We start from the raw sequence: 25,481 nt of genomic DNA on the forward strand, positions 1-25,481 counted from the left end.
CGGATCGCTCCGCCGTCTTGCTGATCAGCCATTGATGAAATCGAGCAGGTCGGCGTTGAACCGGTCCTGATGGGTCTGGGTCAGCCCGTGGTCGGCCCCTTCGTAGACTTTCAGCACCGCGTGGCGGACGATCCGGACGGTCGAGCGGGCCGAGGCGTCGATCGGTACGATCTGGTCGTCGTCGCCGTGCAGGACCAGGGTCGGAATGTCGAACTTCGCGAGGTCCTCGTGAAAGTCGCTCTCCGAGAAGGCCCGGATGCTGTCGAGCTGGCCCTTGAGGCCGCCCATCATCCCCTGCCGCCAGAACTCTTCGCGAACTCCCGCCGAGATCGCGGCGCCTTCGCGGTTATAGCCGTAGAAGGGGATCGTCAGATCCTTGAAGAACTGGCTGCGGTTATCGAAGGTGCCCTTGCGGATGCCGTCGAACACGTCGATCGGCAGGCCGCCGGGATTGGCCTCCGTCTTCAGCATCAGCGGGGGAACCGCGCCGATCAGCGCAACCTTGGCGACCCGCGCCGTGCCATGCCGGCCGACATAGCGGGTAACCTCGCCGCCGCCGGTCGAATGGCCGACCAGGATGACGTCGCGAAGATCCAGCTGCTCGATCAGTTCGCCGAGGTCGTCGGCATATTGATCCATATTGTTGTTTTCCCACACCTGATCCGAGCGGCCATGGCTGCGGCGGTCATGGGCGATGGTGCGAAAGCCCTGATTGGCGAAGAAGACCATCTGCGCATCCCAGGCGTCGGCCGAAAGCGGCCAGCCATGCGAGAAGATGACGGGCTGCCCGTCGCGAGGGCCCCAGTCCTTGTAGAAGATGCGGGTGCCGTCCTTGGTTGTGATCGTGGTCATGGCGGTGTTCCTTGTCCGATGGTGGGGGGCGCTTTCGCCCGATGGTTGAACAGATAGGCCGGTTGCTGCATCGTAAGGATTGGCGGATTCGACATTATCCGGGGCAAAACCGACAAAGGATGCACCATGGTCAGGACGGCGGCGACACGCACCGAGGTCGGGATACTGCTCTATCCCGGCTGCCAGCTGGCGATGGTGCATGGCATCACCGACATGCTGATCATCGCCGGGCATTTCGCCAAGCGGCTGGGCAGGCAGGCGGTTCGCGTCAGCCATTGGCACCGGCAGGAGGCGGGGGGATTCGCCCGATGCTTCGACAGCCATCCGGACGAAGGGGGCAGCCCGGCCTATCTCCTCACCCCCGGCCGGCTGGCGGGGCCCCCCGATGCCGATGAGGCCGCACCCTATGCCCGTTTCCTGCTGGATCGGCATGCGCAGGGCGCGGTGCTCGCCTCGAATTGCGGGGGGGCCTTCGTGCTGGCGGCGACGGGATTGCTGGCGGGGCGTCCCGCCACCACCCATTGGCAGTTCGCCAACGCCTTCCGCGATCGTTTCCCCGATGTGCTGCTCGATCCGGACAAGATCGTGATCGAGGATGGCGATATCATCACGGCAGGCGGGCTGATGGCCTGGACCGACCTCGGCCTGCGGCTGGTCGACCGGCTGTTCGGGCCCTCGGTGATGATCGAAACGGGCCGCTTCCACCTGGTCGATCCGGTGGGGCGCGAGCAGCGCCATTACAGCAATTTTTCCCCGCGCATGACCCATGGCGACGAGCCGATCCTGAAGGTCCAGCATTGGTTGCAGGCCAGGGGTGCGCGGGCGGTGAGCGTCGGCGAGATGGCCGCGCAGGCCGGACTGGAGGAGCGCACCTTCCTGCGCCGCTTCAAGGCGGCGACCGGCCTGAAGCCCAGCGAATATTCGCAGCATCTGCGGATCGGCAAGGCGCGCGAGCTGCTGGAGGCGACCAGGCGGCCCGTCGAACAGATCGCCTGGTCGGTCGGCTATGAGGATGCGGCGGCGTTCCGCAAGCTGTTCCACCGCATCGTCGGGCTGACGCCCGGCGAATATCGGCAGCGCTTCGGCGTGGGCCGGGACGAGCCGCTAGCGGCGTAGCCTGCCGGCGAGGTGAACCAGCGGGACGATCGCGGCGCCGACGATCAGGCCGACGATTCCCGAACCGATCGCCGTTACCAGCCAGGATAGGACGCCCGTGGCAGCGGGCACGGCATGGGCGGCGCCCTCGGCGAGATGATGGATGGTGCCGGCGGGTTCGTGCACGCCGAAGCCTTCCAGTCCATGGACCAGAATACCGCCGCCGACCCAGATCATCGCTGCGGTGCCGATGATCGCCAGCCAGCGCATCACCACGGGCATGCCCTTCACCAGCGCGGTACCGATCGCCCGGCTCGCCGGCTTGCGGGCGAGATGGAGGCCGATATCGTCCATCTTCACGATCAGCGCGACGACGCCATAGACGCCGATGGTGATGGCGATTCCGACCGCAGCCAGGACGGCGGCCCGCATCAGCAGCGGCGTGGTCGCGACCTCGGCCAGCGCGATCGCCATGATCTCCGCCGACAGGATCAGGTCGGTGCGGATCGCGCCCGACACCTGCTCCTTCTCCAGCGTGGCGGGGTCGGTGGTGGCGACATGCTCCTCGGCATGGCCATGGCCGGTCACGGCCTCGATCACCTTCTCGGCGCCTTCGAAGCAGAGGAATGCGCCGCCCAGCATCAGCAGCGGCGTGACCGCCCAGGGGGCGAAGCTGCTGAGCAGAAGGGCGGCGGGGAGCAGGATGAGCAGCTTGTTGCGGAGCGACCCGATCGCGATGCGGCCGATGATCGGCAGTTCCCGATCAGGGGTGAGGCCGGTGACGTAGCGCGGCGTGACCGCGGCATCGTCGACCACCACGCCCACCGCCTTGGTGCCCGCCTTGCCGGCCGCCGCGCTCACATCGTCGAGCGAGGCCGCCGCCAGCTTCGCTATCGCGGCGACGTCGTCCAGCAGTGCGACCAATCCCGATGCCATCGAATCCCCCTTCGTTCGCGCCTCTGTAGAGATCGGCGACAACGGATCAAAGGCTCCCTGTTTCCGTTGTCACGCCAACAGGATAGATAAGCGACGTGCGCCAACAAGCTTCCGCTCCTTCGAAACCGCTGACCCTGCGCCGTCGGAGCAGGACGCCGGTGTGGCTCTCACTCCTGTGGCGGGTGCTGCTCGCGCTGGCGCTGATCGCGGTGGCGCTGGCCGGCCACTGGTTCGATCGCGACGGCTTGCGCGATAATATCGATGGCGCGATCAGCTTCGTCGACGTGCTCTACTTCACGATGATCACGGTCACCACCGTGGGTTATGGGGACATCGTGCCGGTGACCGATCAGGCGCGGATGTTCGACACCTTCGTGGTGACACCGGTGCGGCTGTTCGTCTGGCTGATCTTCCTGGGGACGGCCTATGAGTTCCTGTTCAAGCATGTCTGGGAGAGGTGGCGGATGAGCGTGATCCAAAGCAAGCTGCGCGGCCATGTGGTCGTCGCCGGCTACGGCACGAGCGGCGCCGAGGCAGTGAGCGAGTTGGTCCGGCGCGGCACCGATCCGGCCGAGATCGTCGTGATCGACGGGCACGATCAGAGCCTGGCGGCGGCCGAGGCGATCGGCGCCAATATCATCGACGGGGACGCTACCCGCAATGCGACGCTGGAAGCGGTGCAGGTGGCGCGGGCGCGCGCGATCCTGGTGTCGGCGGGACGCGACGACACCTCGATCCTGATCGTGCTGACCGCGCGCCGGCTGGCGCCCGACGTGCCGATCAGCGTGGTGATCCGGTCCGAGGACAATGAGGCGCTGGCCCGGCAGGCGGGCGCGGACACGGTCATCAACCCGGCGAGCTTCGCGGGAATGCTGCTGGCGGGATCGACCCACGGGCCGCATATCGCCGATTATATGGCCGACCTTGCCAATGCCGGTGGGCAGGTGTCGCTGCGCGAACGGACGGTGACGGCCCAGGAGGTCGGCAAGTCCCTCTCGGCGATCTCCACCGGACTGGGGCTGCGTATTTATCGCGCCGGTGCCTGCCATGGCTTCTGGGAGCCGGAGGTCGCGCGGCTGGAGGCCGGTGACCTGATCGTTGAAGTGGTACCGCGCTAGATATGGTGCGGGGCCAGTTTTCCGGCGCTTAGCCGACCATGCTCAGTGCCACCGCCTCCGCCACCTTGATCCCATCCACCGCCGCCGAGAGGATGCCGCCGGCATAGCCCGCGCCTTCGCCTGCCGGGAACAGGCCCGCCACGTTGAGGCTCTGGAAGTCCTTGCCACGGGTGATGCGGACCGGGGAGGAGGTACGGGTTTCGACGCCGGTCATCATCGCGTCGGGGTCGTCGTAGCGGGCGATCTGGCGGCCGAAGACGGGGAGCGCCTCGCGCAGGGCCTCCACCGCGAAGTCGGGCAGGCACAGCGACAGGTCGGTGAGGTGGACGCCGGGCTTGTAGGAGGGGATTACCCCGCCCAGCGCGGTCGAGGGGCGGCCGGCGAGGAAATCGCCGACCCGCTGGCCGGGGGCCGCATAGCTGGAGCCGCCCGCCAGATAGGCCTGTTCCTCCCACTGCCGCTGGAGGGCGATCCCGGCGAGCGGATGGCCGGGATAGTCCCGCTCGGGATCGATGCCGACGACCAGACCGGAATTGGCGTTGAACTCCTGCCGCGAATATTGGCTCATGCCGTTGGTGACGACGCGGCCTTCCTCCGAGGTGGCGGCGACGACCCGGCCGCCCGGGCACATGCAGAAGCTGTAGACCGAGCGACCGTTGGCACAATGGTGCGACAATGCATAGGCGGCGGCGCCGAGATCGGGATGGCCCGCGCATGGGCCGAAGCGGGCGCGGTCGATCCAGCTTTGCGGATGCTCGATGCGCACGCCGATCGAGAAGGGCTTGGCCTCGATATGGACGCCGCGATCATGGAGCGCGTGGAAGGTGTCGCGCGAGCTGTGACCCACTGCGAGGACGACATGGCTCGTCTCGATATAATCGCCGGTGTGGATATGCAGGCCGCGCAGCCTGCCGTCGACGATATCGAAGTCCGAGACGCGCTGCTGCCAGCGATATTCGCCGCCGAGTTCCTCGATGGTGGTGCGCATGCTCTCGACCATCGAGACGAGGCGGAAGGTGCCGATATGGGGATGCGCTTCGGTGAGGATTTCCTCCGGCGCGCCTGCCTTGACGAACTCGGTCAGCACCTTGCGGCCGAGATGGCGCGGGTCCTTGATCTGGCTGTAGAGCTTGCCGTCGGAGAAGGTGCCGGCGCCGCCCTCGCCGAACTGGACGTTGGATTCGGGATCGAGCACGCTTTTGCGCCACAGGCCCCAGGTGTCCTTGGTCCGTTCGCGCACCACCTTGCCGCGATCGATGATGATCGGGCGAAAGCCCATCTGGGCCAGGATCAGCCCCGCGAACAGGCCGCACGGGCCGGCACCGATCACGACCGGGCGGGGTGCGCCCCTCGGCGCCTGCGCCACGAAGCGATAACCGGTGTCCGGGGTCGGCCGGACATGGTTGTCCCCCGCGAACCGGGCGAGGATGGCGGCTTCGTCGGCCAGTTCGACATCGACCGAGTAGACCATCAGTATCGCCGACTTCCGCCGCGCGTCATTGGCGCGACGGGCGATCTGCCACGACAGGAGCTCGGCGGGTGCGATGCCCAGCCGTTCGACGATCGCGGCGGGCAGCGCCTCGGTCGGATGGTCGAGCGGCAGCTTCAGTTCGGAGATGCGGAGCATCAGGCGGCTTTAGGGCCGTGGCGCGCTCTCTACAACACGTCCCAGAACATGAAGTAGAGCAGCGCGAACCAGGCGACCAGCGCGACCACACCCCGGATCCAGCCGAGATGCGAGCGCAGGCGATCGATCCAGTTTTCCATCGGGACGAGGGTAGGAGGCGCACGCCATCGCCGCAAGCTTTGCGCGGGCGCCCGGCGAGGCTAGAGTGCGCGGGTGAGCGGGTGGGCATTTCTGAAAGCAGCGGTTCTGCTCGCCCTGGCGCTGCCGGGCGTGGCGCAGGCGCGATGCGCCCTGGGGCAGGGGGCGGAACTGCCGGTGACGATGGCAGGCTGGAAACCGCTGGTGCGTGGCCTTGTCGAGGGCAGGGAACTGCCCTTCGTCGTCGATAGCGGCGCTCTGGTCAGCATGCTGACGGCAAACACCGCCGAGGCGCTGGGCCTGCCTTTGGTGGATGCCCCCGAACGGTTCCGGATGCACGGGGTGGGCGGCGAGTTCGCCTTCAGACTGGCGGCGGTGCGGCGGTTCGAACTGGGAGGGCAGGCACGCCAGAATCTCGATTTCCTCGTCGGGGGCAGCGAAGCCGATGCGGCGGGGTGGATTGGCCAGAACCTGCTGGCCCAGGGGGACACCGAATATGATCTGGGCAGCGGCGCGATCCGCTTCTTCCGGCCCACGGGATGCTCGGCCCCCGAACTCGCCTATTGGAGCAGGGCGCCGGCGGCGGTGGAGATCGAGCCGGTGGACGGCCGCAAGACCCATATCATCGCCACGGTGATGCTGAACGGCCAGCCGTTGCGGGCGGCGTTCGACACCGGCGCCGCGCGGACGGTCATCTCGCTCGAGGCGGCGGCGCGAGCAGGGTTTCGGCCGGGCGGGCCGGGCATCGTTCCGGGGGGGACGGCGGTAGGGCTGGGGCAGCGGTCCCTCGCGGCCTGGATATTGCCAAGCGCGAGCCTGCGGATCGGCGACGAGGAGATCCGCGCGCCCGGGCTGCGGATCGCCGATATCGGTTCGATCGGTGTCGACATGCTGATCGGCGCCGATTTCTTCCTGGCCCACCGGCTAATCGTCGCGAACAGCCAGCGCCGGCTTTATTTCAGCTATAATGGCGGGCCGGTCTTCGATGCGCCGCCCGACATCTTGCTGGTGCGTGGGGCCGAATGGAAGCGCGGCGCGGCGGTCGCCGAACTCGCCGATGGCGAAAGCTATGCGCGGCGTGGGCTGGCCGCGCTAAAGCGGGGGGACGCGGCGGGGGCGCTCGCGGATTTCGATCGGGCGGTGACGCTGAACCCCGGGGAAGCGCGCTATTATTTTGTGCGCGCGCAAGCCCGGCTGACGCGCAACGAGGCGCTGCTGGCGCGGCAGGACCTCGATGCGGCGCTGATCCGCAGGCCCGATTATGCCGAGGTGCGGCTGATGCGGGCGCGGCTCGCGATGCTCGATTTCGATGTGGCTGCCGCGCGGCGCGATCTGGAGGCGGCATCGCGATCGGTGGCGCGGGACGCCGATCTCCATCTCCCCATCTCCGCCGGCTATGCGGCGATGGAGGACTGGGCGGGGGCGATCGGCGAACTCGATCTGTGGATCGCGGCCCATGCCGGAGACCGCCGGCTGGCCGACGCGCTCAACGTTCGCTGCTGGAGCCGGGCGATGCTGAACGATGGGCTGCCGCAGGCGCTGGCCGATTGCGAAGCCGCATTGCGGCTGGCGCCGGGGGCGGCGCAGCTGCGCGACAGCCGGGCGCTCGTGCGGCTGCGAATGGGCGACCTCGCCGGCGCGATCACCGACTATGACGCGGCGTTGGCGGCGCAGCCCGGCATTGCCTGGTCGCTGTTGGGCCGCGGCCTGGCGAAACGGCGGAGCGGCCGGGAGGCGGAGGGAAAAGCCGACATCGCCTCTGCCTTCGCGCGGGACCATAGCCTGGCGGAGAAAGCGCTCCGGATCGGGCTGATCCGATCGGTCGATGACCCGCGCTAATCGTTTCGTTTCGACCGGCCGGCATAGAGCAGCCGCCCCTTGCCGAGCCGGGCCAGCACCGTGGCGATGTCCTGTTCGCCGAAGGCGAAGCAGCCGTCGCTGCGGCCGAGCTTGCCCTGGCGGGCGATCATGTCGGGATTGGCGTACCAGGCCGAATGGATGACGATCGCCCGCTCCTCGGCATGGGTGTTGGTCGGATCGAGGCCCACCAGCCGGCGCGACGGGCCATGGACGCCATCATAGGCCTCGCCGGTGAGATAGGCGCCCTCGGAGGTGGCGGCGGAACCCACCGCGTCGGAGAAACTTCGCAACATCCCGCCATGATCGGGGTCCGAACCCTTGCCATGCGCGACGAGCAGCGCGGTGGTCGTACCCCGCAATATATCCATCAGGAAGAAGCGCGGTGCGGCGGAAGGCAGTCCGAAATCGGCGATGGCGATCACGTCGCGCGACCAGAGGGCGGCATGGTGACGAAACAGCGCATCCAGCGCACGCTGGACGAGCCGGGGATCGACGCCGGCCGCGATGCTGGCGAGGCCGGGCGGGGCCGCAGCGGCCGGAGCCGAGAGCAAGGCGCCGAGCAGGGCGCGTCTGGTCAGCCGCACCGGCTCAATCGCGCCAGAAGCGCTTGCAGTCGATCAGGGCGTCGAAACAATCCTCTGCATCCTCCAGCAGCCGCTTGCGCTCCTTCCTGCCCAGCGGCGGCAGGGCGAGGTCGACGCCGAGCCGGGCGAACAGGGCAGGGGCCGCCGCGCGGTCGTTCAACTCGCCGAGCTTGTCCTGAAGCGCTTCGAGCCGATCGAGGAAACGGTCCATCCGGCGGCGCGGTTTCCGGCCCGGATAGAGCGACACGAAGAATTCCGCAGCATAGCGCAGCTTCTTCGCGTCCTTGCGGACCTCGTGGCGATGGTCATCGGCGAGATCGGCGAGACCCTTGCCCTCGCGCTTGATCCGCCTGCGCAGCCTTTCCAGCCGGTCGGCGGCAAAGCCGCGCAGGTCGCGGTCGCGGGGCCCCGGCCCGGCGGTCTCGCCGCGCCATGGGCCGATGGAGAGCCATTCGGCCAGGTCGATCGGCAGCAGCCGGGCGCGACCCGTCTGGAGCTGGTTGCACAGATGGACGAACCGGCTCTCGCGCATCGCCGCAAGGCTGGTGCGCTGGACACCCTCCAGCCTCGGGAGCAGCGCATCGATGTCGCGGATCTCACCCAGTTCGCCGGCCAGCCAGCGCAGTTCCGCGGCGAACATCGCCGCCTTGTCGTCGCCCTCCAGCAGCGGCCGGAACAGCCAGAAGGCGGATCGCAGCCGGCGCAGGGCGACCCGTGCCTGGTGCAGCGGCTCGACGCCGCCCGACCGGAGCAGCAGATCCTCGTTAAGCCGATATTGGCGGATGCAGGCCGCGGTGATCGCCGCGAAGCCGTCGCCAGCGGTCATGCCCTTGTCGAGCCGGATCGGTTCGGCGCGGACGGCGGCAGCCGACCGGTTTCGCGCGAGCGCATAGCCGCGCTCGGACTTCGACTGAACGCCGAGACGCAGGGGCACCGTTTCGTTGAGGGTGCGGGCCAGATCGAACAGCGTTTCAGGCGATCCCTGCTTCAGTTCCAACTCGATCTCGCTCAGCGCCTGATGACGGGCGCCGGCCCGCACTTCGCCCGCATCGATCGCATATTCGACCAGGCTGCCATCCTTGCGCTCGATCGGCCCCGCCAGCCGCTCTACATCGGTAACGAACAGGGGCGCGATCTTCTCCAGCGTGGCGGCGTCGAAAAGCTGGGTGAGCGGGCCCGCCTTATCGTCCAGCACCGGCTTGCCGCCGCCGACCTTGCGTTCCCACTCGCCGCGCACGAACAGGCCGGCGGCCTGGCGGGATGCGGCCTTCACCGTCTGGACGTGTCTGGTCCCCTCTTTCCGGATGCGCAGCACATAGCCGGCCTTGTCGAGCTTGAGATCGGGCGTGTCGAAATAGGTGGCGCAGAGCCTTTTCGGGCTTTGCCCTTCCACGCCCAGCAGGGCGCAGCCGAGCAGCCGCTCCCGGTCGGAAGGATCAAATTCGAGCTTGAGCTCAATCTCTAAAGGATCGTCCATGCCGTCCTGACGCCGCTGCCATCATGTCATATTAGCGGGAAGTCCGGGTCAAAGTCATGACGGCGATCAATTCGGCCAAATGGCTCGTCGATCGAGACCGGGGATGACGATCAGGCGAGGGCGAGCCTGAGGCCGCGGGCCGCCTGACCGGTTTGCCGGGCTTCGTCTTCGTCGTTCCAGCTGTGGAAGGACAGGCGCAGGATATCGCCGCGACGATCGAAACGGCAACCGATCCTTTGGAACGCGGCGGCGAGCGCGTCGGCCTGCCCGGAACGCAGGCAGAGCGTGCCGCCGCGATGGGTCATGTCGATATCCGCGCCGGCCTCTTCGGCGAAACAGGCTATCAGGCGGCGATTGTCGGCGAGGATGCGATCAACGCCGAGGCCGGTGATCGTCGCGATGCCGGCCGTCGCCAGCGCATAGGGCGCGATCGACGGCGTTCCGCCCCAGAAGCGGCGCGCGTCGGGTGCGTAGCGGAAGTCGTCTATATCGAAGGCGAAGGGATCGACGTGCGAGAACCAGCCGACATTGAGCGGTTCGGCTTGGTCGATCAGGGTTTGCGAAGCCCAGAGGAACGCCGCGCCGGGGCCGCCGCAGAGCCATTTGACGCAGGAGCCGATCGCGGCATCGACGCCCCACGCCGCCGGATCCACCGGCAGGATTCCAGCCGACTGGGCGATATCGACGATCGAGAAGGCTCCGGCGGCGCGGGCAAGCGCGGCGATCTCGTCGATTGGGGAGAGGCGGCCGCTGTTCGAATGGACGTGCATCGCGACCACCGCTGCGACGTCGGGGCCGATCGCGGCGCTCCAGATGCCGGCGTCGGACGGGTCGCCGTCGATCAGTTCCAGCCGGTAGCCGAGGCGCTCGCATGCCCGCATTGCGAAGCCGATCGACGGGAAGGCGTGGCGTGAGGCGAGCAGCCGCTCACGCCCGGCCCTGCGCGGCAGGCCTGAAAGCAGGGCGGTTAAGGCAATCGAGACGCTTGGCTGCGGACAGATCAGGTCCGGGCCGGTGGCGAGCAGGCCGGCGAGGGCCAGGCGGAAGCGGTCGATCGCCGCCAGCCAGTCGAGCCAGCCGTCCGATCCCTTGTCCGCCCAGGGCTGGAGCATCGCCGCGTCGATCGCCGCCCGCGCCGAGACCGGCAGGCAGCCGACCGAATGGGCGAGCAGATAGGGGCCGGGGGCAGGGACCTCGAACAGATCGCGCGGGGCGGCGATCATGCCGCCTCGTTATGCGAGATGCTGTCCCGTACTCGGCCATGATGGTCGCCCCAGTCATCGGTCATCGCGACGCGGACGTCCCACAGCTCGGGGAAGAAGCGGTGCTTGGCGCCGGCCTGGAGCAGATCGACTGGGCGGCCCTTGAGCGAGGCCGAGCCCATGCCGATCGAGCGCTGGATCAGGAAAAGGTGATGCCAGCGGAACTTGCCGAACAGTTCGTCGAACTCGATCAGTGCTTCGGCCACGGCATAGGCGGCGTCGTGGCGGTAATCTTGGTCGTAGATCGAACGGACGGTGCGCCCCTCCGCCTTCAGATAGCGACCCTCGAAGCTGCGCCATAGCTCGGGCACCATCTTCAGCAGCACGCGGAAGCCCGGTGATTCCTGGCCGCTGCCATTGCCGAGCTGAAGCCTTATCTCCTGATATTCCTTGGGCGACATCGTCTCGAGCAGGTCGAGCTGCGCGATCATCAGCTTGAGCAGCTTGTGGCAGCGGCCCATCAGCGTGATTACGCGGTGGGTCTCGCCCGCCTGGAGATAATCGTCGATGTCGAGCAGGGTGTACGCCATCAGCTTCATCCACAGCTCCTCGACCTGGTGGACGATCTGGAACTGAAGCTCGTCGCGGTTGCACAGCGCGTCAAACGCCTTCTGGCAGGCGAGCAGCGAACCGGTGCGCAGGTAAACCTCATAATCGAGTGCCTCCGGCGCCTGCATCTGTTCATAATATCGGTTGCGGTCCATCCTCGTCCTCCTCCGTGCCGGGCGGTCGCAGCTTAGCATCGCAGCGCGGGGACATTGTCCGCATAATGATCGTCAAAGGCGAAGGACGTAGGACGTTGGTCCTTCCAATCGTATTTTTTTGCGACTATCGTGCTATGGATTATCGATTCCGAAGATTGGATGTGATGTCGCTCGATCAGATCGACCATAGCCTGCTCGCCGCGCTGGAGGATGATGCGCGGCTGTCCTTCGCGAGCCTTGGCGAAGCGGTGGGCCTGTCCAAGACGCCCTGCTGGAAACGCGTGCAGGCTCTGGAGCAGGCGGGTGCGATCCGGGGCTATCATGCCGCGCTCGATCCGCAGGCGCTGGGCCTCGGCACCGCCGCCTTTGTCCGGATCAGCGTGCGCTTCGACAAGCATGCGGCGTTCGAGCGCGCGGTGTGCGATCATCCTATGATCGTCGCCTGCCACGCGACGGTGGGCGATACCGATTATCTGGCGCATATACTGGCGCGCGACATGACCGACCTCGACGAATTCCTGCGATCCGAGCTGTGGCGCCTGCCGGGCGTGGAGCGCTTCACCACGACGATCGCGATGCGGGAGATCAAGTCGGCCGGGTCGCTGGCCGCCAATGCGGCGAGGAAGCGGTGAGCGATTTGCGCGGCCTCTATCCACCGCTCGAGCCCTATGAGACGGGCATGCTCGATGTCGGCGACGGGCATCGCGTTTATTATGAACGGGCAGGGACACCGGGCGCGAAGCCGGCGGTGTTCCTGCATGGCGGGCCCGGCGGGGGATGTTCGCCCGATCATCGGCGGCTGTTCGATCCGGCGCGCTATGATCTGCTGCTGTTCGACCAGCGAGGCTGTGGGCGGTCGACGCCCCATGCGGACCTCAACGCGAACACGACCTGGCATCTCGTCGCCGATATCGAGCGGCTGCGGGCGCTGGTGGGCACCGAGCAATGGCTGGTGTTCGGGGGAAGCTGGGGATCGACCCTGGCACTGGCCTATGCCGAGACCCATCCGGAGCGGGTGAGCGCGCTCGTGCTGCGCGGCGTCTATACGGCGACGCGGGCCGAGATCGACTGGTATTACCAGTGGGGCGTGTCGCAGATGTTCCCCGACAAATGGGAAGGCTTCGTCGCACCGATCCCGGAGGCCGAGCGCGGCGCGATGGTCGCTGCCTATAACCGGCTGCTGACCGGCGACGATGAGGCGGCGAAACTTGAGGCGGCCAAGGCGTGGAGCCTTTGGGAAGGCGAGACGATCACGCTGCTGCCGAGCGCGGCGCTGAGCGAACAGCATGGCGAGGACCGTTTCGCGATCGCCTTCGCCCGGATCGAGAATCATTATTTCCACCATGATTGCTGGCTGGAGCCCGGCCAACTGCTGCGCGATGCGGGCAGATTGCGGGGTATCCCGGGCACGATCGTTCATGGTCGCTACGACATGCCTTGCCCGCTCCACTATGCCTGGGCCTTGCACAATGCCTGGCCAGAGGCGGATTTCCACCTGATCGAAGGAGCAGGGCACGCTTATTCCGAGCCGGGGATACTCGACCGGCTGATAAGGGCGACCGACAGGTTCGCGGAGAGGAGCGAGGCATGAGGGGATTGCTGCGGCGCAAGCCGATCGGCGGGGCCGAGAGGCATGGGGGAAGGCTGACGCCGACCCTTTCCTGGCCCCATCTGGTGGCGCTGGGGGTCGGCGCGATCGTCGGCACCGGAATCCTCACCCTGATCGGGGTCGGTGCCGATCGCGCGGGCCCCTCGGTGCTGCTGTCCTTCGCGATCGCCGGGGTGGTCTGCGCCTGTGCCGCGCTCGCCTATGCGGAGCTGGCGGCGATGATGCCGGCGGCGGGCAGCGCCTATAGCTACAGCTATGCCGCGCTGGGCGAGATATTCGCCTGGGTGGTGGGCTGGAGCCTGATCCTCGAATATTCGCTGGTGGTGTCGACCGTGGCGGTCGGCTGGTCGGGCTATGCCTCGCCGCTGCTGATGGGGATCGGATTCCCGGAGGCGCTGACCCAGGGCCCCGAACTGGGCGGGCTGATCAACCTGCCGGCGATCCTGATCATCGCGGTGGTAACCGGATTGCTGCTGCTCGGCACGCATGAGAGCGCGCGGGTCAACACCATATTGGTGGTGGTCAAGATCGCCACCCTCTCGCTGTTCGTGGCGGTGGCGCTGCCGCAGTTCGACGCGGGCCATCTGCATCCGTTCATGCCCTATGGCTTCGCATCGGTGGCGGGGCCCGATGGCGTGCAGCGCGGGGTGATGGCGGCGGCGGCGATCATCTTCTTCGCCTTCTACGGCTTCGACGCCATCTCGACCGCCGCCGAGGAGACCAAACGGCCCGAGCGCGATCTGGCGATCGGCATCGTCGGATCGATGCTGGCCTGCACGCTGATCTATATCCTCGTCGCGGCGGCGGCGGTCGGTGCGGTGCCCTTCACCAGCTTCGCGGACAGCCCCGAGCCGCTCGCGCTGATCCTGCGCGACCTGGGGCGGCCCGGCGTTGCCAAGATCGTGGCGACCGCGGCGGTGATCGCGCTGCCGACGGTGCTGCTCGCTTTCCTCTACGGGCAGAGCCGTATCTTCCTGGCGATGGCGCGCGACGGTTTCCTGCCGCGCTCGCTCGCCGTCATCTCGAAGCGCGGCACGCCGGCGCGGATCACCACCGCGACGGCCGTCCTCGTCGCGATCCTGGCCGGGCTGCTCCCTATCGGCGAGATCGCGGCGCTGGCCAATGCCGGTACGCTGATCGCCTTCATGGCGGTTGGCGCCTGCCTGATCGTGCTGCGTCGCCAGCGTCCGGAACTGCCGCGCCCCTTCCGGACGCCGGCCGCGCTGCTGGTGGGCCTGGGCGCGGTGCTGGGCTGCCTCTATCTGTTCGTCAGCCTGCCGGTGGAGACGCTGCTCTGGTGCCTGCTGTGGAACGCGATCGGCGTCGCCATCTATTTCGGCTATGCGCGGCGGCAGAGCGCGCTCGCGGATTGAAGGCAAGAAACGGAAAGTGCGCCGACCCGCGATCGGGCAGGGACAGGCGATGATTCCGACCGATGACCATGACTGGGCCCGCGCCGCCGACGATCTTGACGAGCGCGGCTGGACCGTGCTGCCGAAACTGCTCGATCCTGAGCAATGTGCCGCAACGGCGGCGCTCTACGATCACGAGACGGCTTTTAGAAAGCAGGTGGTCATGGCGCGGCACGGCTATGGGCGGGGCGAATATCGCTACTTCGCCTATCCGCTGCCGCGGCTGGTGGCCGGGTTGCGGAGCGCGCTCTATCCGCGCCTCGCGCCGGTCGCCAATCGTTGGCACGAGCGGATGGGCTTCGACGCCCGCTTTCCCGAGGAGCATGGCGACTTCCTCGATCGCTGCCATGCTGCGGGACAGGGGCGACCCACCCCGTTGATCCTGCGCTATGGGCCGGGCGACTATAATTGCCTGCACCAGGACCTCTATGGAGAGCATGTCTTCCCGCTGCAGGCGGCGGTGCTGCTGTCTTCGCCGGGCGAGGATTTCACCGGCGGGGAGTTCGTGCTGACCGAGCAGCGCCCGCGCATGCAGTCGCGGGCGGAGGTGGTACCGCTCGGACAGGGCGATGCCGTGGTTTTCGCGGTGGCGCACAGGCCGCGCGCGGGGTCACGCGGCGATCACCGCGTTAATATGCGGCACGGCGTGGCGACGATCCGCGCCGGGCGGCGGCATATGCTCGGCATCATCTTCCACGACGCGGCCTGATCGTCGCGGAAGAGAGGGGTCACGCCGTGGCGGCGCGCGGCGATGAAGGGTTCGCCGAGACCAGGCCGCGACGCCCTTCGGCCAGCAGCATCTCGAACTTGGCGGCGGGCAGGCCCTGGTCGAAGGCCAGGCCGAAGCGGTTGCCACGGACCCAGGCCGTCCGCGAAAGCACCTCATTGCCCCGGCACACCAGCCAGACGGTCTCGCCCGGCTCGGGCGGTTGGTCCGCATGGGCAAGGGCGCCCTTGCGCGAAAGATCGAGAAGATAGACCGGGGTCGGCCGTCCGCTGGCAAGAAGCGAAGCGCGCAGCAGTATCCGGTTACGCGCATCCTGACGCGCGTCGGGCCGCTGCCGGAACCCCAATAGGCTTGCAATCGACATGGTTACGCTACCTCACACGCCGGCCCAAAACACCGGGTCGACACGAGGACGCTAATGGCTGAGGCGATACGGACGCGTTATGGGAATTGGTGAACGCGGCGCTAAGGCTGATTTGTTCGACCGGGGTTGGAGCGGTTCTGGATCGAACCCCGGGCGGACGAGTTCAGGCGAGCAGGAGGGCCAGCGCGAGTGTGAGGACGATGCCGAACAGCGCAGCGGCGAGGATAGCCGATGGAAGCACCCAGCCGTGCCGGTGCGGCCGTGACGTCACGGTCTCCTCGACGATGGCGGCGTCGGGCCTGGCCTCCGCGCCGGCCGCGATCTCGGCGATCTGGGCGGCGAGTTCCGGGCATTCGGCGGCCAGGCGATCGCTATGGGCGGCGGCCAGCGCCAGTTCTTCCAGGCTGAGTGGCTGGAGAAAGCGACAGCCCGCACGATTGTCCGCGATCCAGACGACTTCGCCCTCGCGCCAGCCGACCAGCGGTACCTCCAGCGTCAGGAAGGCGCCCGGGACGAGTTGCCCAGCGCCCGCGGCCATCAGTCCGCCACGCGAGATGTCGGTAAGGGTGACGCCATGAATCGACTCGGTCCCGGTCTCGGCTCCGTCCAGGGTAAGGCGCAGGTTGGAGCGATGATCGATCGCCAGCCGCAGGCTCTGGCGGCGTTCGGAGGGGCGGTAGGCCTGTTCGATCATTGCAAATCCGGTCAAGAGCATTGGCGGCACATGCCCCCCGGATGCGCCGTCATGAAATCTACGCCGCTGCCCTTTTCATGCGACCCGGGTCTTTTCCGTTACGTAGATTCCCAAGGATGACGCGAAGGCTTGGCACGGCACGCGGGCTCCTGCATGGCGGAGCGATGTCCGACGCGTCGAGCGACACTCCGACTCCGCCGCCCTCGCCATTCCGCGTGCCCATCTTCCGCGCGGTTTGGGCGGCATCGCTGATGTCGAACTTCGGCGGGCAGATCCAGTCGGTCGGCGCGGCATGGATGATGACATCACTCGCCCAGTCGGCCCAGATGGTGGCGTTGGTGCAGACATCGGCGGTGCTGCCCTTCATGTTGCTGGCCCTGCTGGGCGGCGCGGTGGCCGACAATTTCGACCGGCGCAAGGTGATGCTCGTCTCGCAGAGCTTCATGTTGCTGGTTTCGGCCATATTGAGCCTGTTCGCGTGGCAAGGCTGGCTGACGCCCTGGCTGTTGCTGGTCTTCACCTTCCTGATCGGCTGCGGGATGACCATGAACGGGCCGGCCTGGCAGGCGTCGGTGGGAGAGATCGTGCCGCGGCCGCAGATACCCGGCGCGGTCGCGCTCAACTCCATGGGGTTCAACCTCGCGCGGACCGCCGGCCCGGCGATCGGCGGCGCCGTCGTCGCGGCGGCGGGCGCCGCGGCGGCCTTCCTGTTCAACACGCTGTCCTATCTGGGGCTGATCGCGGTGCTGCTGCGTTGGCGGAAGCCGAAGGCGCAACGGCTGCTGCCCCGCGAGGGGGTGTTCGTCGCGATGGGCGCCGGGCTGCGCTATGTCGCCATGTCTCCCAATCTGCGGATCGTGATCGGCCGGTCGACGGCCTTCGGGCTTTGTGCCGGCGCCATACCGGCGATGATGCCGCTGGTCGCGCGCGAGCTAATCCAGGGCGGCCCGCTGACCTACGGCATATTGCTCGGGGCCTTCGGAAGCGGAGCGGTGATGGGCGGGCTGCTGACCGACCGGCTGCGCCGCCGCATGACGATCGAGACGATGATCCGCCTGATATCGCTGACGCTCGCGGCCGGCACCGCGGTCACTGCCCTGAGCCATTGGCTGGTGCTTACCATCCTGGGGCTGATGCTGGCCGGCGCGAGCTGGGTATTGGCCTTTTCCACCTTCAACATCACGATCCAGCTGGCGTCACCCCGCTGGGTCGTGGCGCGTGCCCTGTCGGTCTATCAGATGGCGTCCTTTGGCGGCATGGCGCTGGGCGCCTGGGGGCTGGGCGTCCTTGCGGACCACCAGGGCGTGGCGTTCGCCTTGCTGGTCGCGGCGGCGGTGCAGGCCGGCGTGATCCTGATTGGCCTGATGCAGCCTCTGCCGCAGGTCGACGACCTGAACCTCGATCCCCTCAGGCAGTTTCAGGAGCCCCAGCTCGCGGTCGGGATCGAGCCGCGCAGCGGGCCAGTGGTTATCACGATCGAACATCGCATCGAGCAGGAGAATATCGTCGTCTTCCTGGCGGCGATGACCGAGCGGCGGCGCATCCGGCGCCGGGATGGCGCGCGGGGCTGGACCCTGCTGCGCGACCTGCATGAGCCGGAACTGTGGGTGGAGCGCTATCACGTCGCCACCTGGCACGATTATATCCGCCACAATCTCCGCCGTACCCATGCCGATGCCGAGAACAGCGCCGCGATCCACGCGCTCCACAAACCTGGAACCTCCCCCCGCGTGCACCGGATGATCGAGCGGCAGACCGGATCGCTGCCCAGTGCGCGGCGCAACGAGCCGGTGACGATCGATCCGGAGATGACCGATCCGGCGCGCTCGGCCTGAACCGATCGCTATCGGGGCGGCAGGGCGCGTGCCAGCAGGGTCTGGATCTCGCGCTCGTACATCTCGGCTATGGCAAGGTGAAGCTGGCGGGCGGTGTCGCTGTGCGCGGCGTCCGCAGCCTTGCGGGCACGCTTGATGCGCAGCCGATAATGCGTCAGCCGGGTGTCGTTGATCTCGATCATCGAATTGGCCGGCGGCTCCCCAAATGCCACGCCGCTGCATAGCAGGGCGCGGGGGATGGGCGCCGTAAACAATTGCAACATCCCGATTGCGTAACGATCTGTTCAGGTGGCCCGATCTAAAGCGGCGGCATGACAGAGTTGATTGTTGGCGGCATGTCCAGCGGTTCGGTGGCGATCAGCCCCGGGAGTGCGAAACAATTGCGCCGCGAGGCGGCCAAGGCCCGAACCCTGGCCGACAATGCCTTTGCCGAGGACGAGCGCCGCAGGTTGCAGGACGTCGCCCACAGCCTCGAACGGGAGGCGATGGCGATAGAGGCTGCACTGCGTATCAGCCCGGCAGGCTTGCCGCAGCCTGGCCGGCGGGGGCCGCGCATCTGATCAGGCGGTCGGGCGGCGGATCAGACGGCCTATACGCGTAGACCGATTGGGCATGCCACGCAGGGATGTGGTGACGCGGGGGTGATCATGGACTGGCGCTGTCCTCGGTCTCGAAGGAAGGATAGGCGCCCAGGCTGCCCAGCAATATTGCGCATAGCCCGAACACCGGCATCATTCCCCATAGCAGCGGCTCATAACTCTGCGCGCGATCGAACACGAAGCCGGCGATCGGCGCGCCGAGCCCCACCGCACATCCCTGCGCGGCGACGATCATGCCATAGACCGCACCGAAACTGCGCATGCCGAAATGCCGCGAGGCTAGATAACTCAGCACATCGACTTCCGAGCCGAGCGACAGGCCGAACAGCAATGCGGCGAGGGGTGCCGCCGGTCCATCCATGAAGATCAGGGTCAATAGAACCGGGAAGGGCAGACAAAGCGCACATGCGCCGACGATCGAGCCATTGATGCGATCGAGCAGAAATCCGGTCGCCAGCCTTCCCACAACCGATCCCACGCCGATCAGTGCCGCCGCCGAGGCGGCATCGGTCCGCGACAGGCCTTTTGCCGTCAGGATCGGCACGAAGTGCACTGTGAGCGCGACGATCGACATGCCCGCCAACAGAGCGACGACCGCAAGCCGCCAGAAGCGCGAGGAGCGCGTGGCCTCGGCGAGGCCGATGCCCGTCATCCTTCTTGCGGGGCGCGATGGACCGGCCCCGGCGCTCGAGCGTCGCAGATCGCGAGCGTCGCGAAAGAACAGCAGCAACAACGGAACGCACAGCATCGCCATCAATGCGGCCAAGGCGACATAGGCGTCGCGCCAGCCGAGTATCGCGATCAGCCGGTTTGCCACCGGCGGAAGCGTTGCCGTGGCGAGTCCCGCACCGCACAGGGTGATCGACATGGCCAGCCCACGCGCACGATCGAAGCGCGAGGCCACCGCGCCCACCCAGGTCATCGACTGGATCGTCAAGGTGGCGAGCCCCAGCAGCACCCAGAGCGCCCACCAGTTCCACAGCGCGGGGCCGGTGGTTGAAAGCGCGGCCAAGGCCAGGCAGAAGAACAGCGTTCCGGCTATGCCGATCCGCCGGGCGCCCCAGCGGTCGATCAGCAGCCCCATCGCGGGCGCGAGCAACATCGTCGCGCTGAGCATGGTTAGGCCCGAGGTGATCGCCGCCCTGCTCCAGCCAAATTCCTCCTGAAGCGGGGCGATAAACAGGCCGAGGGTGAAGATGTGCGACATACCAACGCCAAGGCCAACCGCACTGACCAGTGGTAATATCCATCCCTCACGCCATTCCCGGCGGGCGGCCGCCTGCTCACCCTGCATATTCCCTCCCCGATTTGTCGCGCGTTCCCATCAACTGCGGTGAAGGCGTACGGGTAGCGCCGAAAAGCCCCTGAACATGGTGCTGTGGATCCTTACCGGGTCACCGGTCACTTCGATGCGGTCGAAGCGCGGCAGGATCTCCTCCCACAACACCCGCAGTTGCAGCTCCGCCAGCCGGTTGCCGAGGCAGCGGTGGATGCCGAAGCCGAAGGTGAGGTGCTGGCGCGGGTTCGGCCGCCCGATGATGAAATCCTCGGGCCGCTCGTACATGCCCTCGTCGCGGTTGCCTGACAGATACCACATGACGACCTTGTCGCCCTTGCGGATCGTCTTGCCGCCCAGTTCGCTGTTCTCGGTCGCGGTCCGCCGCATATAGGAGACCGGGCATTGCCAGCGCAGGATTTCCGAGACCGCGACCGGCACCAGGCTGGGATCGGCCTTCAACTTGGCGAACTCGTCCGGAAACTGGTGCATCGCCAGGATCGACCCGCTCATGGAATTGCGCGTGGTGTCGTTGCCGCCGGTCATCAGCAGGGTGATCGTGCCAAGGAACTCCTCCGGGCGCATCTCCTGCGTCAGCGGCGACTTGGCGAGCACCGACATCAGGTCGGCGGACGCCGGCGCGTCGATCTTTTCGTTCAGCAGCCGGGTGAACCGCTCGGCGATCTCGCGCATCACCGCGCTGCGATGCTCCCAGGATTCGACGACCCCGTCGCCCGGCGCACCTGACTGGACATTCGACCAGTAGAGCAGCTTGTGCCGTTCTTCGAACGGGAAGCCCATCAGGATGGCCAGCATGCGCAGGGTCAGCTCGATCGAGACCTCGCTCACCCAATCGAACTCCTCGCCGATCGGCAGGCTGTCGAGCAGCTGGCGGGTCCGCTCGCGGATGCCCGCTTCCATCTTTTGGATATTGCCCGGGGACAAGGCCGGGATCACGATGCTGCGCCGCGGGCCGTGATGGGGTGGATCCATCACGATGAAGCTCGTCTTGGACACCTCGTTTTCGATGTGGCCCCCGGAAAAGAAGGCATCGTCCAACACCACTGTTCCGTCCGAGGAATAGGTCTGGTGGTTCATGTCGACGTGCAGGATGTCGGCATATCTGGTGACCGACCAATAGGGGCCGAACTTGCTGTCGGCGCAATAATGGACCGGGTCCTCGCGGCGCAGGCGGCGGAAATAGCTCCGGGCGAGGTCGCGCTGGTGCAGCAGCGGATCGCTGACGTCGATCGCCGCCAGCGGCATGCTTTCGATTTCGGACGGATCGAGCGAAGCCATGGCGATCCCCTCAGCGGCCGGTGTAGCGCGGCGGCCGCTTCTCGTTGAACGCGGCCAGCCCTTCGCGAAGATCGTCCGAACGGACATTCTCCAGGACGATCTTGCGCTCCTCGGCGATCGCGGCCTCCAGGGGCACGTCGAAGGCGAAAGGGGTCGCCCGCTTGATATTGGCGAGGCACAGCGGGCTCTTGCTGGCGATCATCTCGACATAGCGGTCGACGGTCGCCTGCAGCTGTTCCAGCGGCACGACGTCGTTGATCAGGCCCCATTCCTTCATCTCGCTTGCGGGCGCGAGGCGGCCGGTAAACAGCAGGTCGTTGGCGCGCGACAGGCCGACGCGGCGGGGCAGGCGGATGGTGCCGCCCGCACCCGGTACCAGCGCGAAATTGGAATGACACTCGCCGATCTTGGCGTGCTCGGCCGCGAAGATCAGGTCGCAGCACAGGATCAGCTCCAGCCCGCCAGCCGCCGTCGTTCCGTTCACCGCGGCGATGGTGGGCTTGGGGAAGCGTTCGACGCCGAAGAACAGCCTGTCACCCCCGCTGCAGAGATGCTCGAAGAATTCGGCCAGTTCGTCACCGACCAGATGCTGGAAGCGCAGCAGATCGCCGCCGGCCGAAAAGGCCTTGCCCGCGCCGGTGAAGACGACGGCATGCACTTCGGAATCGTCGCCGGCGATCTCGAGCAGTTCGATGATCCGAGCGCCCACCTCCTCCGTCAGCGAGTTGAGCTTTTCCGGACGGTTGATCGTCAGCCACGCGGCACCGCCGCGCTTTTCGTATAGAACACAGTCCATCAGATGCTCCTTTTGGTCACAGCAGGGCGCCGCGTTCGACCAGCCCGTCGATTTCGCCGTCCGAAAAGCCCCAGTCGCTCAGCGCCTCGCGGTTGTGCGCGCCGGCGTCGGGGGGCGAACGCTGGATCGCGCCCGGCGTCGCCGAGAAGCGCGGCGCGGGGGCGGGCTGAACCACGCCGTCACGCTCGACGAAGATCTGCCGGGCGACATTGTGCGGATAGGCCGGCGCTTCCTCCAGCGAGAGAACGGGCGCGAAGCAGACGTCGGTCCCCTCCAGCAGCGCGCACCATTCCGCTCGGCTCTTGGTGGCGATCAGTTCGGCCATCTTCTCGCGCAGTTCGGGCCACACGTTGCGGTTCATCCGGTTTGGGATATCGGGATCGTGGAAGCCGGTCTTCTCGATCAACAGCAGGTAGAATTGCGGTTCGAACGACGCGATCGAGATCCATTCTCCGTCGGCGCATCGATAGGCGCGATAGAAATGCGCGCCACCATCGGCGAAATTGCTCTCGCGCTCATCCTTCCAGACGCCGGCCGCCTTCATCCCGTAGACCATCGCCATCAGCGATGCGGCGCCGTCCACCATCGCGGCGTCGACCACCTGGCCGGTGCCCGTCGCGCGGGCATGGAGCATGCCGGCGAGCAGGCCGATCGCCAGATAGAGTGCGCTGCCGCCCGTGTCGCCGACCAGATGGAGCGGCGGGATCGGCCGCTCGGCCGTTCCGATCGCGTGCAGCGCGCCGGTGACGGCGATATAGTTGATGTCGTGCGCGGCGGCCTGGGCGAGGGGGCCGGTCTGTCCCCATCCGGTCACCCGGCCATAGACGAGCCGGGGGTTGCGTTGCAGCGCCACGTCGGGGCCCAGGCCGAAGCGCTCCATGACGCCCGGCCGGAACCCTTCGTACAGCGCGTCGGCGCGTTCGATCAGGGTCAGGCAGGCTTCGATCGCTTCCGGACGCTTAAGGTCGAGCCGGATCGAGCGGCGCCCGCGCGCGGTGACATAGGTCGGGCCGCTGTCCTTCGCGCCGGGCCGGTCGATCCGGATGATGTCGGCGCCCAGGTCCGACAGGATCATCCCGCAGAAGGGCACGGGCCCCAGGCCCGCGAACTCGACGATCCTGAAGCCGCTCAGCGGTCCCTGATCCATGGCCTGCCTCCTCGCTCGCGATCAGGCGAAGGCGTCCAGCCCGGTCAGCTCGCGGCCGATCGTGAGCTTGTGGATCTCGGTGGTGCCGTCGGGGATGGTCAGCAGCCGCGCATCGCGGAAATAGCGCTCGGCGGCGCATTCCTTGGTCAGGCCGATCGCGCCGTGGACCTGGATACCGAGCGACGCCACCCGCACCGCCGCCTCGCAGGTATAGGCCTTGGCGATCGACACGGTTTTGCGGCAGCGTTCGCCGGCCATGAACTGTGACGCGACGCGATAGGCCATCAGCCGCGACAGCTCGGTCTCGATCGCCATGTCGGCCAGCATGCCCTGGACGAGCTGGAAGGAGCCGATCGGCCGGCCGAACTGCTGGCGGACCTTGGCATATTCGACGGCCAGATCCAGCGCGGCCTGGGCGATGCCGACGGCCATGAACATCATCTTGATCCGCGCTTCCTCGACGAAGCTCAGTGCGGTCTTCAGGCCGCCCTTGCCAGGGGTCAGCTCGGCATCGCCATCCAGCCGGCAGTCGACGAATGAGACTTCGCAGAAGGAGGTGGCGTGCCAGCCCAGCTTGGGGATGGTCCGCACCTCATATTGCTGGCGGGTGGCATCGACCAGGAACAGTGAGATCAGGCCCGATTCCAGATTGCGCGCCGCGACGATGATGCCCGCCGCGATCTGTGCGTTGGATGTCCAGATCTTGTTGCCGTTCAGCACCCAGCCGTCACCGTCGCGGCGCGCGGTGGTCTGCAGGCCGGCCAAGTGCGATCCGGCGTTGGGCTCGCTCATCCCCATCGCGACGATCTCGCCGGGGCCGAACATATGGCCATATTTCTCTTGCTGCGATCCCTGGAGCAGGCTGCCCAGGTCCCAGACCGGAAAGAAGACCGGCGTCGCGAGTGAGGCGAGGCTGGGGTTGAGCTTGCTGATCTCCTCAATGAAGATGCCCAGGCAGATCAGGTCGAGCCGGCCATTCTCGTCGACCGGCGCGGTGGTGGCGATCTCATGGCCGGACACGTCGGCGCGCAGCGCCGCCACTTCTTCGCGGGTCTGCAGCCGGTCGAAATCATATTTATCGTTGATCAGGGGCGCCAGCACGCGGCTGACGAAGCGCTGGACGCCCTCGCGATACTGGGCTTGTTCATAGGTGTAGGTCAGATCCATCGCTTGTCTCCTGGGCCGCCGCCTCGCGCGGGGTCGGGATTGGGGGATATATGCTCAGTTGCCGACGCGCCCGACATGGCGGCGCATCGCCGCATTCCATTCGGCGGGACGCTCAAAATAGGGCGAGTGGCCGGCGCCGGGCAGCGTCTCGACGGTCGCATTGGGCAGATGCGCGGCGAGTTCGACATAGGCGGCCGGATCGGCGACATGGTCATGCTCGCCCCGGCCAAGCAGGATCGGCGCGGGCAGCGCCGCAAGCGCCGCGATCGACACCGGCTCGGCCTGCGCGGCGGCGAAGGTGCGGCTGTAGGGCGGCCGCTGGTTCCCGACCTCCTGGAAGGTCTGGTAGAGATAGGTGCGGACCGGATCGCGCGCGGCGAAGTCGGCGCCGACCGAGCGGGTCCAGCCCAGCCGGCGGTCCACCAGCGTGGCCTGCACATCCGTGTCGTCGGGCTTGAGCTGCCAGCCCAGTTCGCGTCCGCCCTTGATCGGCGCGAACGGCCCGTCCCACAGCGCCAGGCTCAGCACCCGTTCCGGGTTGGAAACCGCCCATCGCGCGGCCACCAAGGCACCGAGCGCCTGTCCCGCGAGGTGGATCGGTGCCGCCGCCAGACCGACCGCATCGAGCACGGCCGACAGGTCGGACGCCCCGGTCGCGATCCCCCAGTCATCGCTGGTGAAGGTCGAGTTGCCATAGCCGCGCTGGTCCCAGAGGATGACCTGCGTCCCGTCATCGGCGAGGCCGGCGATCTGCTGGAAGAAGGAGAGGTGATTGCTGCCGGCGCCATGGCAGATCACGATCGGCGCGCCTTCTCCGGCTTTTTCCCAATAGATGCGCTCGCCGCCGCTCGCCGCATAGCCGTGCTGCCAACCCGTCACGCGCGCCTCCGCCAAATCTTCGCT

25 protein-coding genes are annotated in these 25,481 nt (G+C 67.2%); 9 read left to right on the plus strand and 16 right to left on the minus strand.

What is annotated here, in order from left to right; translation table 11 throughout:
• Positions 1-24: 24 nt before the first annotated feature.
• Positions 25-852, minus strand: a complete 828-nt coding sequence (locus tag CMV14_RS09220) for an alpha/beta fold hydrolase (protein ID WP_066964414.1) — start codon at positions 850-852, stop codon at positions 25-27.
• Between the two features lie 126 nt (positions 853-978).
• Between CMV14_RS09220 and CMV14_RS09225 the strand changes: the two genes are divergently transcribed.
• Complete coding sequence (locus CMV14_RS09225; RefSeq protein WP_066964417.1) at positions 979-1,968, plus strand: GlxA family transcriptional regulator; 990 nt, start codon at positions 979-981, stop codon at positions 1,966-1,968.
• On the opposite strand, the gene CMV14_RS09230 is transcribed toward CMV14_RS09225, so the two are convergent.
• Entirely contained in the window at positions 1,957-2,883 is a 927-nt protein-coding gene (locus CMV14_RS09230) for a DUF808 domain-containing protein (protein ID WP_066964419.1), read from the minus strand. The genes CMV14_RS09225 and CMV14_RS09230 overlap by 12 nt on opposite strands.
• Before the next feature lie 158 nt (positions 2,884-3,041).
• Between CMV14_RS09230 and CMV14_RS09235 the strand changes: the two genes are divergently transcribed.
• Positions 3,042-4,001, plus strand: coding sequence for a potassium channel family protein (locus CMV14_RS09235; RefSeq protein WP_238147239.1), 960 nt, complete (start codon positions 3,042-3,044; stop codon positions 3,999-4,001).
• Positions 4,002-4,029: 28 nt separating this feature from the next.
• On the opposite strand, the gene CMV14_RS09240 is transcribed toward CMV14_RS09235, so the two are convergent.
• On the minus strand, positions 4,030-5,628 hold the full coding sequence (locus CMV14_RS09240; protein ID WP_066964426.1) for an NAD(P)/FAD-dependent oxidoreductase: 1,599 nt from the start codon (positions 5,626-5,628) through the stop codon (positions 4,030-4,032).
• Between the two features lie 213 nt (positions 5,629-5,841).
• On the opposite strand from CMV14_RS09240, the gene CMV14_RS09245 reads away from it, so the two are divergent.
• Entirely contained in the window at positions 5,842-7,605 is a 1,764-nt protein-coding gene (locus CMV14_RS09245) for an aspartyl protease family protein (RefSeq protein ID WP_066964428.1), read from the plus strand.
• Here CMV14_RS09245 and CMV14_RS09250 read toward each other — a convergent pair.
• The 4 genes from CMV14_RS09250 to CMV14_RS09265 all read right to left on the minus strand — a co-directional run bounded on the left by CMV14_RS09250 (position 7,602) and on the right by CMV14_RS09265 (position 11,653).
• On the minus strand, positions 7,602-8,210 hold the full coding sequence (locus CMV14_RS09250) for a murein L,D-transpeptidase catalytic domain family protein (RefSeq protein WP_066964430.1): 609 nt from the start codon (positions 8,208-8,210) through the stop codon (positions 7,602-7,604). The two genes, CMV14_RS09245 and CMV14_RS09250, sit on opposite strands and share 4 nt — an antisense overlap.
• A gap of 4 nt (positions 8,211-8,214) precedes the next feature.
• On the minus strand, positions 8,215-9,687 hold the full coding sequence (locus CMV14_RS09255) for a CYTH and CHAD domain-containing protein (RefSeq protein ID WP_066964431.1): 1,473 nt from the start codon (positions 9,685-9,687) through the stop codon (positions 8,215-8,217).
• Between the two features lie 110 nt (positions 9,688-9,797).
• Positions 9,798-10,910: an aminotransferase class V-fold PLP-dependent enzyme gene (locus tag CMV14_RS09260; protein WP_066964433.1), complete on the minus strand. Its 1,113-nt coding sequence runs from the start codon at positions 10,908-10,910 to the stop codon at positions 9,798-9,800.
• Positions 10,907-11,653 (minus strand): tryptophan 2,3-dioxygenase family protein, encoded by a 747-nt coding sequence (locus tag CMV14_RS09265; RefSeq protein ID WP_066964434.1) that lies wholly within the window; start codon positions 11,651-11,653, stop codon positions 10,907-10,909. Before CMV14_RS09265 ends, CMV14_RS09260 begins: the two co-directional genes overlap by 4 nt.
• 164 nt (positions 11,654-11,817) lie before the next feature.
• On the opposite strand from CMV14_RS09265, the gene CMV14_RS09270 reads away from it, so the two are divergent.
• The 4 genes from CMV14_RS09270 to CMV14_RS09285 are packed head-to-tail and all read left to right on the plus strand — an operon-like array spanning position 11,818 to position 15,383.
• A complete protein-coding gene (locus CMV14_RS09270) occupies positions 11,818-12,285 on the plus strand; it encodes an Lrp/AsnC family transcriptional regulator (RefSeq protein ID WP_066964538.1) in 468 nt (155 codons plus the stop codon).
• A 47-nt stretch (positions 12,286-12,332) separates the two neighbouring features.
• Entirely contained in the window at positions 12,333-13,244 is a 912-nt protein-coding gene (gene pip, locus CMV14_RS09275) for a prolyl aminopeptidase (protein WP_238147289.1), read from the plus strand.
• Entirely contained in the window at positions 13,241-14,635 is a 1,395-nt protein-coding gene (locus CMV14_RS09280) for an amino acid permease (RefSeq protein WP_066964440.1), read from the plus strand. Before pip ends, CMV14_RS09280 begins: the two co-directional genes overlap by 4 nt.
• Before the next feature lie 49 nt (positions 14,636-14,684).
• On the plus strand, positions 14,685-15,383 hold the full coding sequence (locus CMV14_RS09285; RefSeq protein WP_066964540.1) for a 2OG-Fe(II) oxygenase: 699 nt from the start codon (positions 14,685-14,687) through the stop codon (positions 15,381-15,383).
• A gap of 19 nt (positions 15,384-15,402) precedes the next feature.
• Here the strand turns inward: CMV14_RS09285 and CMV14_RS09290 are convergent, their stop codons facing one another.
• Positions 15,403-15,765, minus strand: a complete 363-nt coding sequence (locus CMV14_RS09290; RefSeq protein ID WP_066964441.1) for a PilZ domain-containing protein — start codon at positions 15,763-15,765, stop codon at positions 15,403-15,405.
• A gap of 163 nt (positions 15,766-15,928) precedes the next feature.
• Positions 15,929-16,459 carry a PilZ domain-containing protein gene (locus CMV14_RS09295; protein ID WP_066964541.1) on the minus strand — a complete coding sequence of 177 codons (531 nt, stop codon included), beginning with the start codon at positions 16,457-16,459 and terminating at the stop codon, positions 15,929-15,931.
• 164 nt (positions 16,460-16,623) lie between these two features.
• Here CMV14_RS09295 and CMV14_RS09300 point away from each other — a divergent pair, with 164 nt between their 5' ends.
• Complete coding sequence (locus CMV14_RS09300; RefSeq protein ID WP_066964444.1) at positions 16,624-18,294, plus strand: MFS transporter; 1,671 nt, start codon at positions 16,624-16,626, stop codon at positions 18,292-18,294.
• A gap of 8 nt (positions 18,295-18,302) precedes the next feature.
• On the opposite strand, the gene CMV14_RS09305 is transcribed toward CMV14_RS09300, so the two are convergent.
• The gene (locus tag CMV14_RS09305) at positions 18,303-18,548 is read right to left on the minus strand and encodes a hypothetical protein (RefSeq protein ID WP_192876313.1); all 246 of its coding nucleotides are present in this window, start codon (positions 18,546-18,548) and stop codon (positions 18,303-18,305) included.
• 57 nt (positions 18,549-18,605) lie between these two features.
• Between CMV14_RS09305 and CMV14_RS09310 the strand changes: the two genes are divergently transcribed.
• Positions 18,606-18,854: a hypothetical protein gene (locus tag CMV14_RS09310; protein WP_066964449.1), complete on the plus strand. Its 249-nt coding sequence runs from the start codon at positions 18,606-18,608 to the stop codon at positions 18,852-18,854.
• 85 nt (positions 18,855-18,939) lie between these two features.
• On the opposite strand, the gene CMV14_RS09315 is transcribed toward CMV14_RS09310, so the two are convergent.
• From CMV14_RS09315 to CMV14_RS09340, 6 genes are read right to left on the minus strand one after another with little or no spacing between them, the layout of a single operon-like run.
• Positions 18,940-20,187, minus strand: coding sequence for an MFS transporter (locus tag CMV14_RS09315; RefSeq protein ID WP_066964452.1), 1,248 nt, complete (start codon positions 20,185-20,187; stop codon positions 18,940-18,942).
• A gap of 30 nt (positions 20,188-20,217) precedes the next feature.
• Positions 20,218-21,468: a cytochrome P450 gene (locus tag CMV14_RS09320; RefSeq protein ID WP_066964460.1), complete on the minus strand. Its 1,251-nt coding sequence runs from the start codon at positions 21,466-21,468 to the stop codon at positions 20,218-20,220.
• Positions 21,469-21,478: 10 nt separating this feature from the next.
• Complete coding sequence (locus tag CMV14_RS09325) at positions 21,479-22,264, minus strand: enoyl-CoA hydratase/isomerase family protein (RefSeq protein WP_066964462.1); 786 nt, start codon at positions 22,262-22,264, stop codon at positions 21,479-21,481.
• A 16-nt stretch (positions 22,265-22,280) separates the two neighbouring features.
• A complete protein-coding gene (locus CMV14_RS09330; RefSeq protein WP_066964463.1) occupies positions 22,281-23,411 on the minus strand; it encodes a CaiB/BaiF CoA transferase family protein in 1,131 nt (376 codons plus the stop codon).
• 21 nt (positions 23,412-23,432) lie between these two features.
• Positions 23,433-24,578, minus strand: coding sequence for an acyl-CoA dehydrogenase family protein (locus CMV14_RS09335; protein ID WP_066964464.1), 1,146 nt, complete (start codon positions 24,576-24,578; stop codon positions 23,433-23,435).
• Between the two features lie 54 nt (positions 24,579-24,632).
• On the minus strand, positions 24,633-25,457 hold the full coding sequence (locus CMV14_RS09340) for an alpha/beta fold hydrolase (protein ID WP_176489055.1): 825 nt from the start codon (positions 25,455-25,457) through the stop codon (positions 24,633-24,635).
• Positions 25,458-25,481: the final 24 nt, after the last annotated feature.

It is taken from the genome of Rhizorhabdus dicambivorans (assembly GCF_002355275.1).
Taxonomy (GTDB): Bacteria; Pseudomonadota; Alphaproteobacteria; order Sphingomonadales; family Sphingomonadaceae; genus Rhizorhabdus; species Rhizorhabdus dicambivorans.

Coding starts and splice junctions, on each gene's coding strand:
- CMV14_RS09220 (WP_066964414.1), bottom strand. CDS start 852: ATGACCACGATCACAACCAAGGACGGCACCCGCATCTTCTACAAGGAC.
- CMV14_RS09225 (WP_066964417.1), top strand. CDS start 979: ATGGTCAGGACGGCGGCGACACGCACCGAGGTCGGGATACTGCTCTAT.
- CMV14_RS09230 (WP_066964419.1), bottom strand. CDS start 2,883: ATGGCATCGGGATTGGTCGCACTGCTGGACGACGTCGCCGCGATAGCG.
- CMV14_RS09240 (WP_066964426.1), bottom strand. CDS start 5,628: ATGCTCCGCATCTCCGAACTGAAGCTGCCGCTCGACCATCCGACCGAG.
- CMV14_RS09255 (WP_066964431.1), bottom strand. CDS start 9,687: ATGGACGATCCTTTAGAGATTGAGCTCAAGCTCGAATTTGATCCTTCC.
- CMV14_RS09260 (WP_066964433.1), bottom strand. CDS start 10,910: ATGATCGCCGCCCCGCGCGATCTGTTCGAGGTCCCTGCCCCCGGCCCC.
- CMV14_RS09265 (WP_066964434.1), bottom strand. CDS start 11,653: ATGGACCGCAACCGATATTATGAACAGATGCAGGCGCCGGAGGCACTC.
- CMV14_RS09270 (WP_066964538.1), top strand. CDS start 11,818: ATGTCGCTCGATCAGATCGACCATAGCCTGCTCGCCGCGCTGGAGGAT.
- pip (WP_238147289.1), top strand. CDS start 12,333: ATGCTCGATGTCGGCGACGGGCATCGCGTTTATTATGAACGGGCAGGG.
- CMV14_RS09280 (WP_066964440.1), top strand. CDS start 13,241: ATGAGGGGATTGCTGCGGCGCAAGCCGATCGGCGGGGCCGAGAGGCAT.
- CMV14_RS09285 (WP_066964540.1), top strand. CDS start 14,685: ATGATTCCGACCGATGACCATGACTGGGCCCGCGCCGCCGACGATCTT.
- CMV14_RS09290 (WP_066964441.1), bottom strand. CDS start 15,765: ATGTCGATTGCAAGCCTATTGGGGTTCCGGCAGCGGCCCGACGCGCGT.
- CMV14_RS09295 (WP_066964541.1), bottom strand. CDS start 16,459: ATGATCGAACAGGCCTACCGCCCCTCCGAACGCCGCCAGAGCCTGCGG.
- CMV14_RS09300 (WP_066964444.1), top strand. CDS start 16,624: ATGTCCGACGCGTCGAGCGACACTCCGACTCCGCCGCCCTCGCCATTC.
- CMV14_RS09310 (WP_066964449.1), top strand. CDS start 18,606: ATGACAGAGTTGATTGTTGGCGGCATGTCCAGCGGTTCGGTGGCGATC.
- CMV14_RS09315 (WP_066964452.1), bottom strand. CDS start 20,187: ATGCAGGGTGAGCAGGCGGCCGCCCGCCGGGAATGGCGTGAGGGATGG.
- CMV14_RS09320 (WP_066964460.1), bottom strand. CDS start 21,468: ATGGCTTCGCTCGATCCGTCCGAAATCGAAAGCATGCCGCTGGCGGCG.
- CMV14_RS09325 (WP_066964462.1), bottom strand. CDS start 22,264: ATGGACTGTGTTCTATACGAAAAGCGCGGCGGTGCCGCGTGGCTGACG.
- CMV14_RS09330 (WP_066964463.1), bottom strand. CDS start 23,411: ATGGATCAGGGACCGCTGAGCGGCTTCAGGATCGTCGAGTTCGCGGGC.
- CMV14_RS09335 (WP_066964464.1), bottom strand. CDS start 24,578: ATGGATCTGACCTACACCTATGAACAAGCCCAGTATCGCGAGGGCGTC.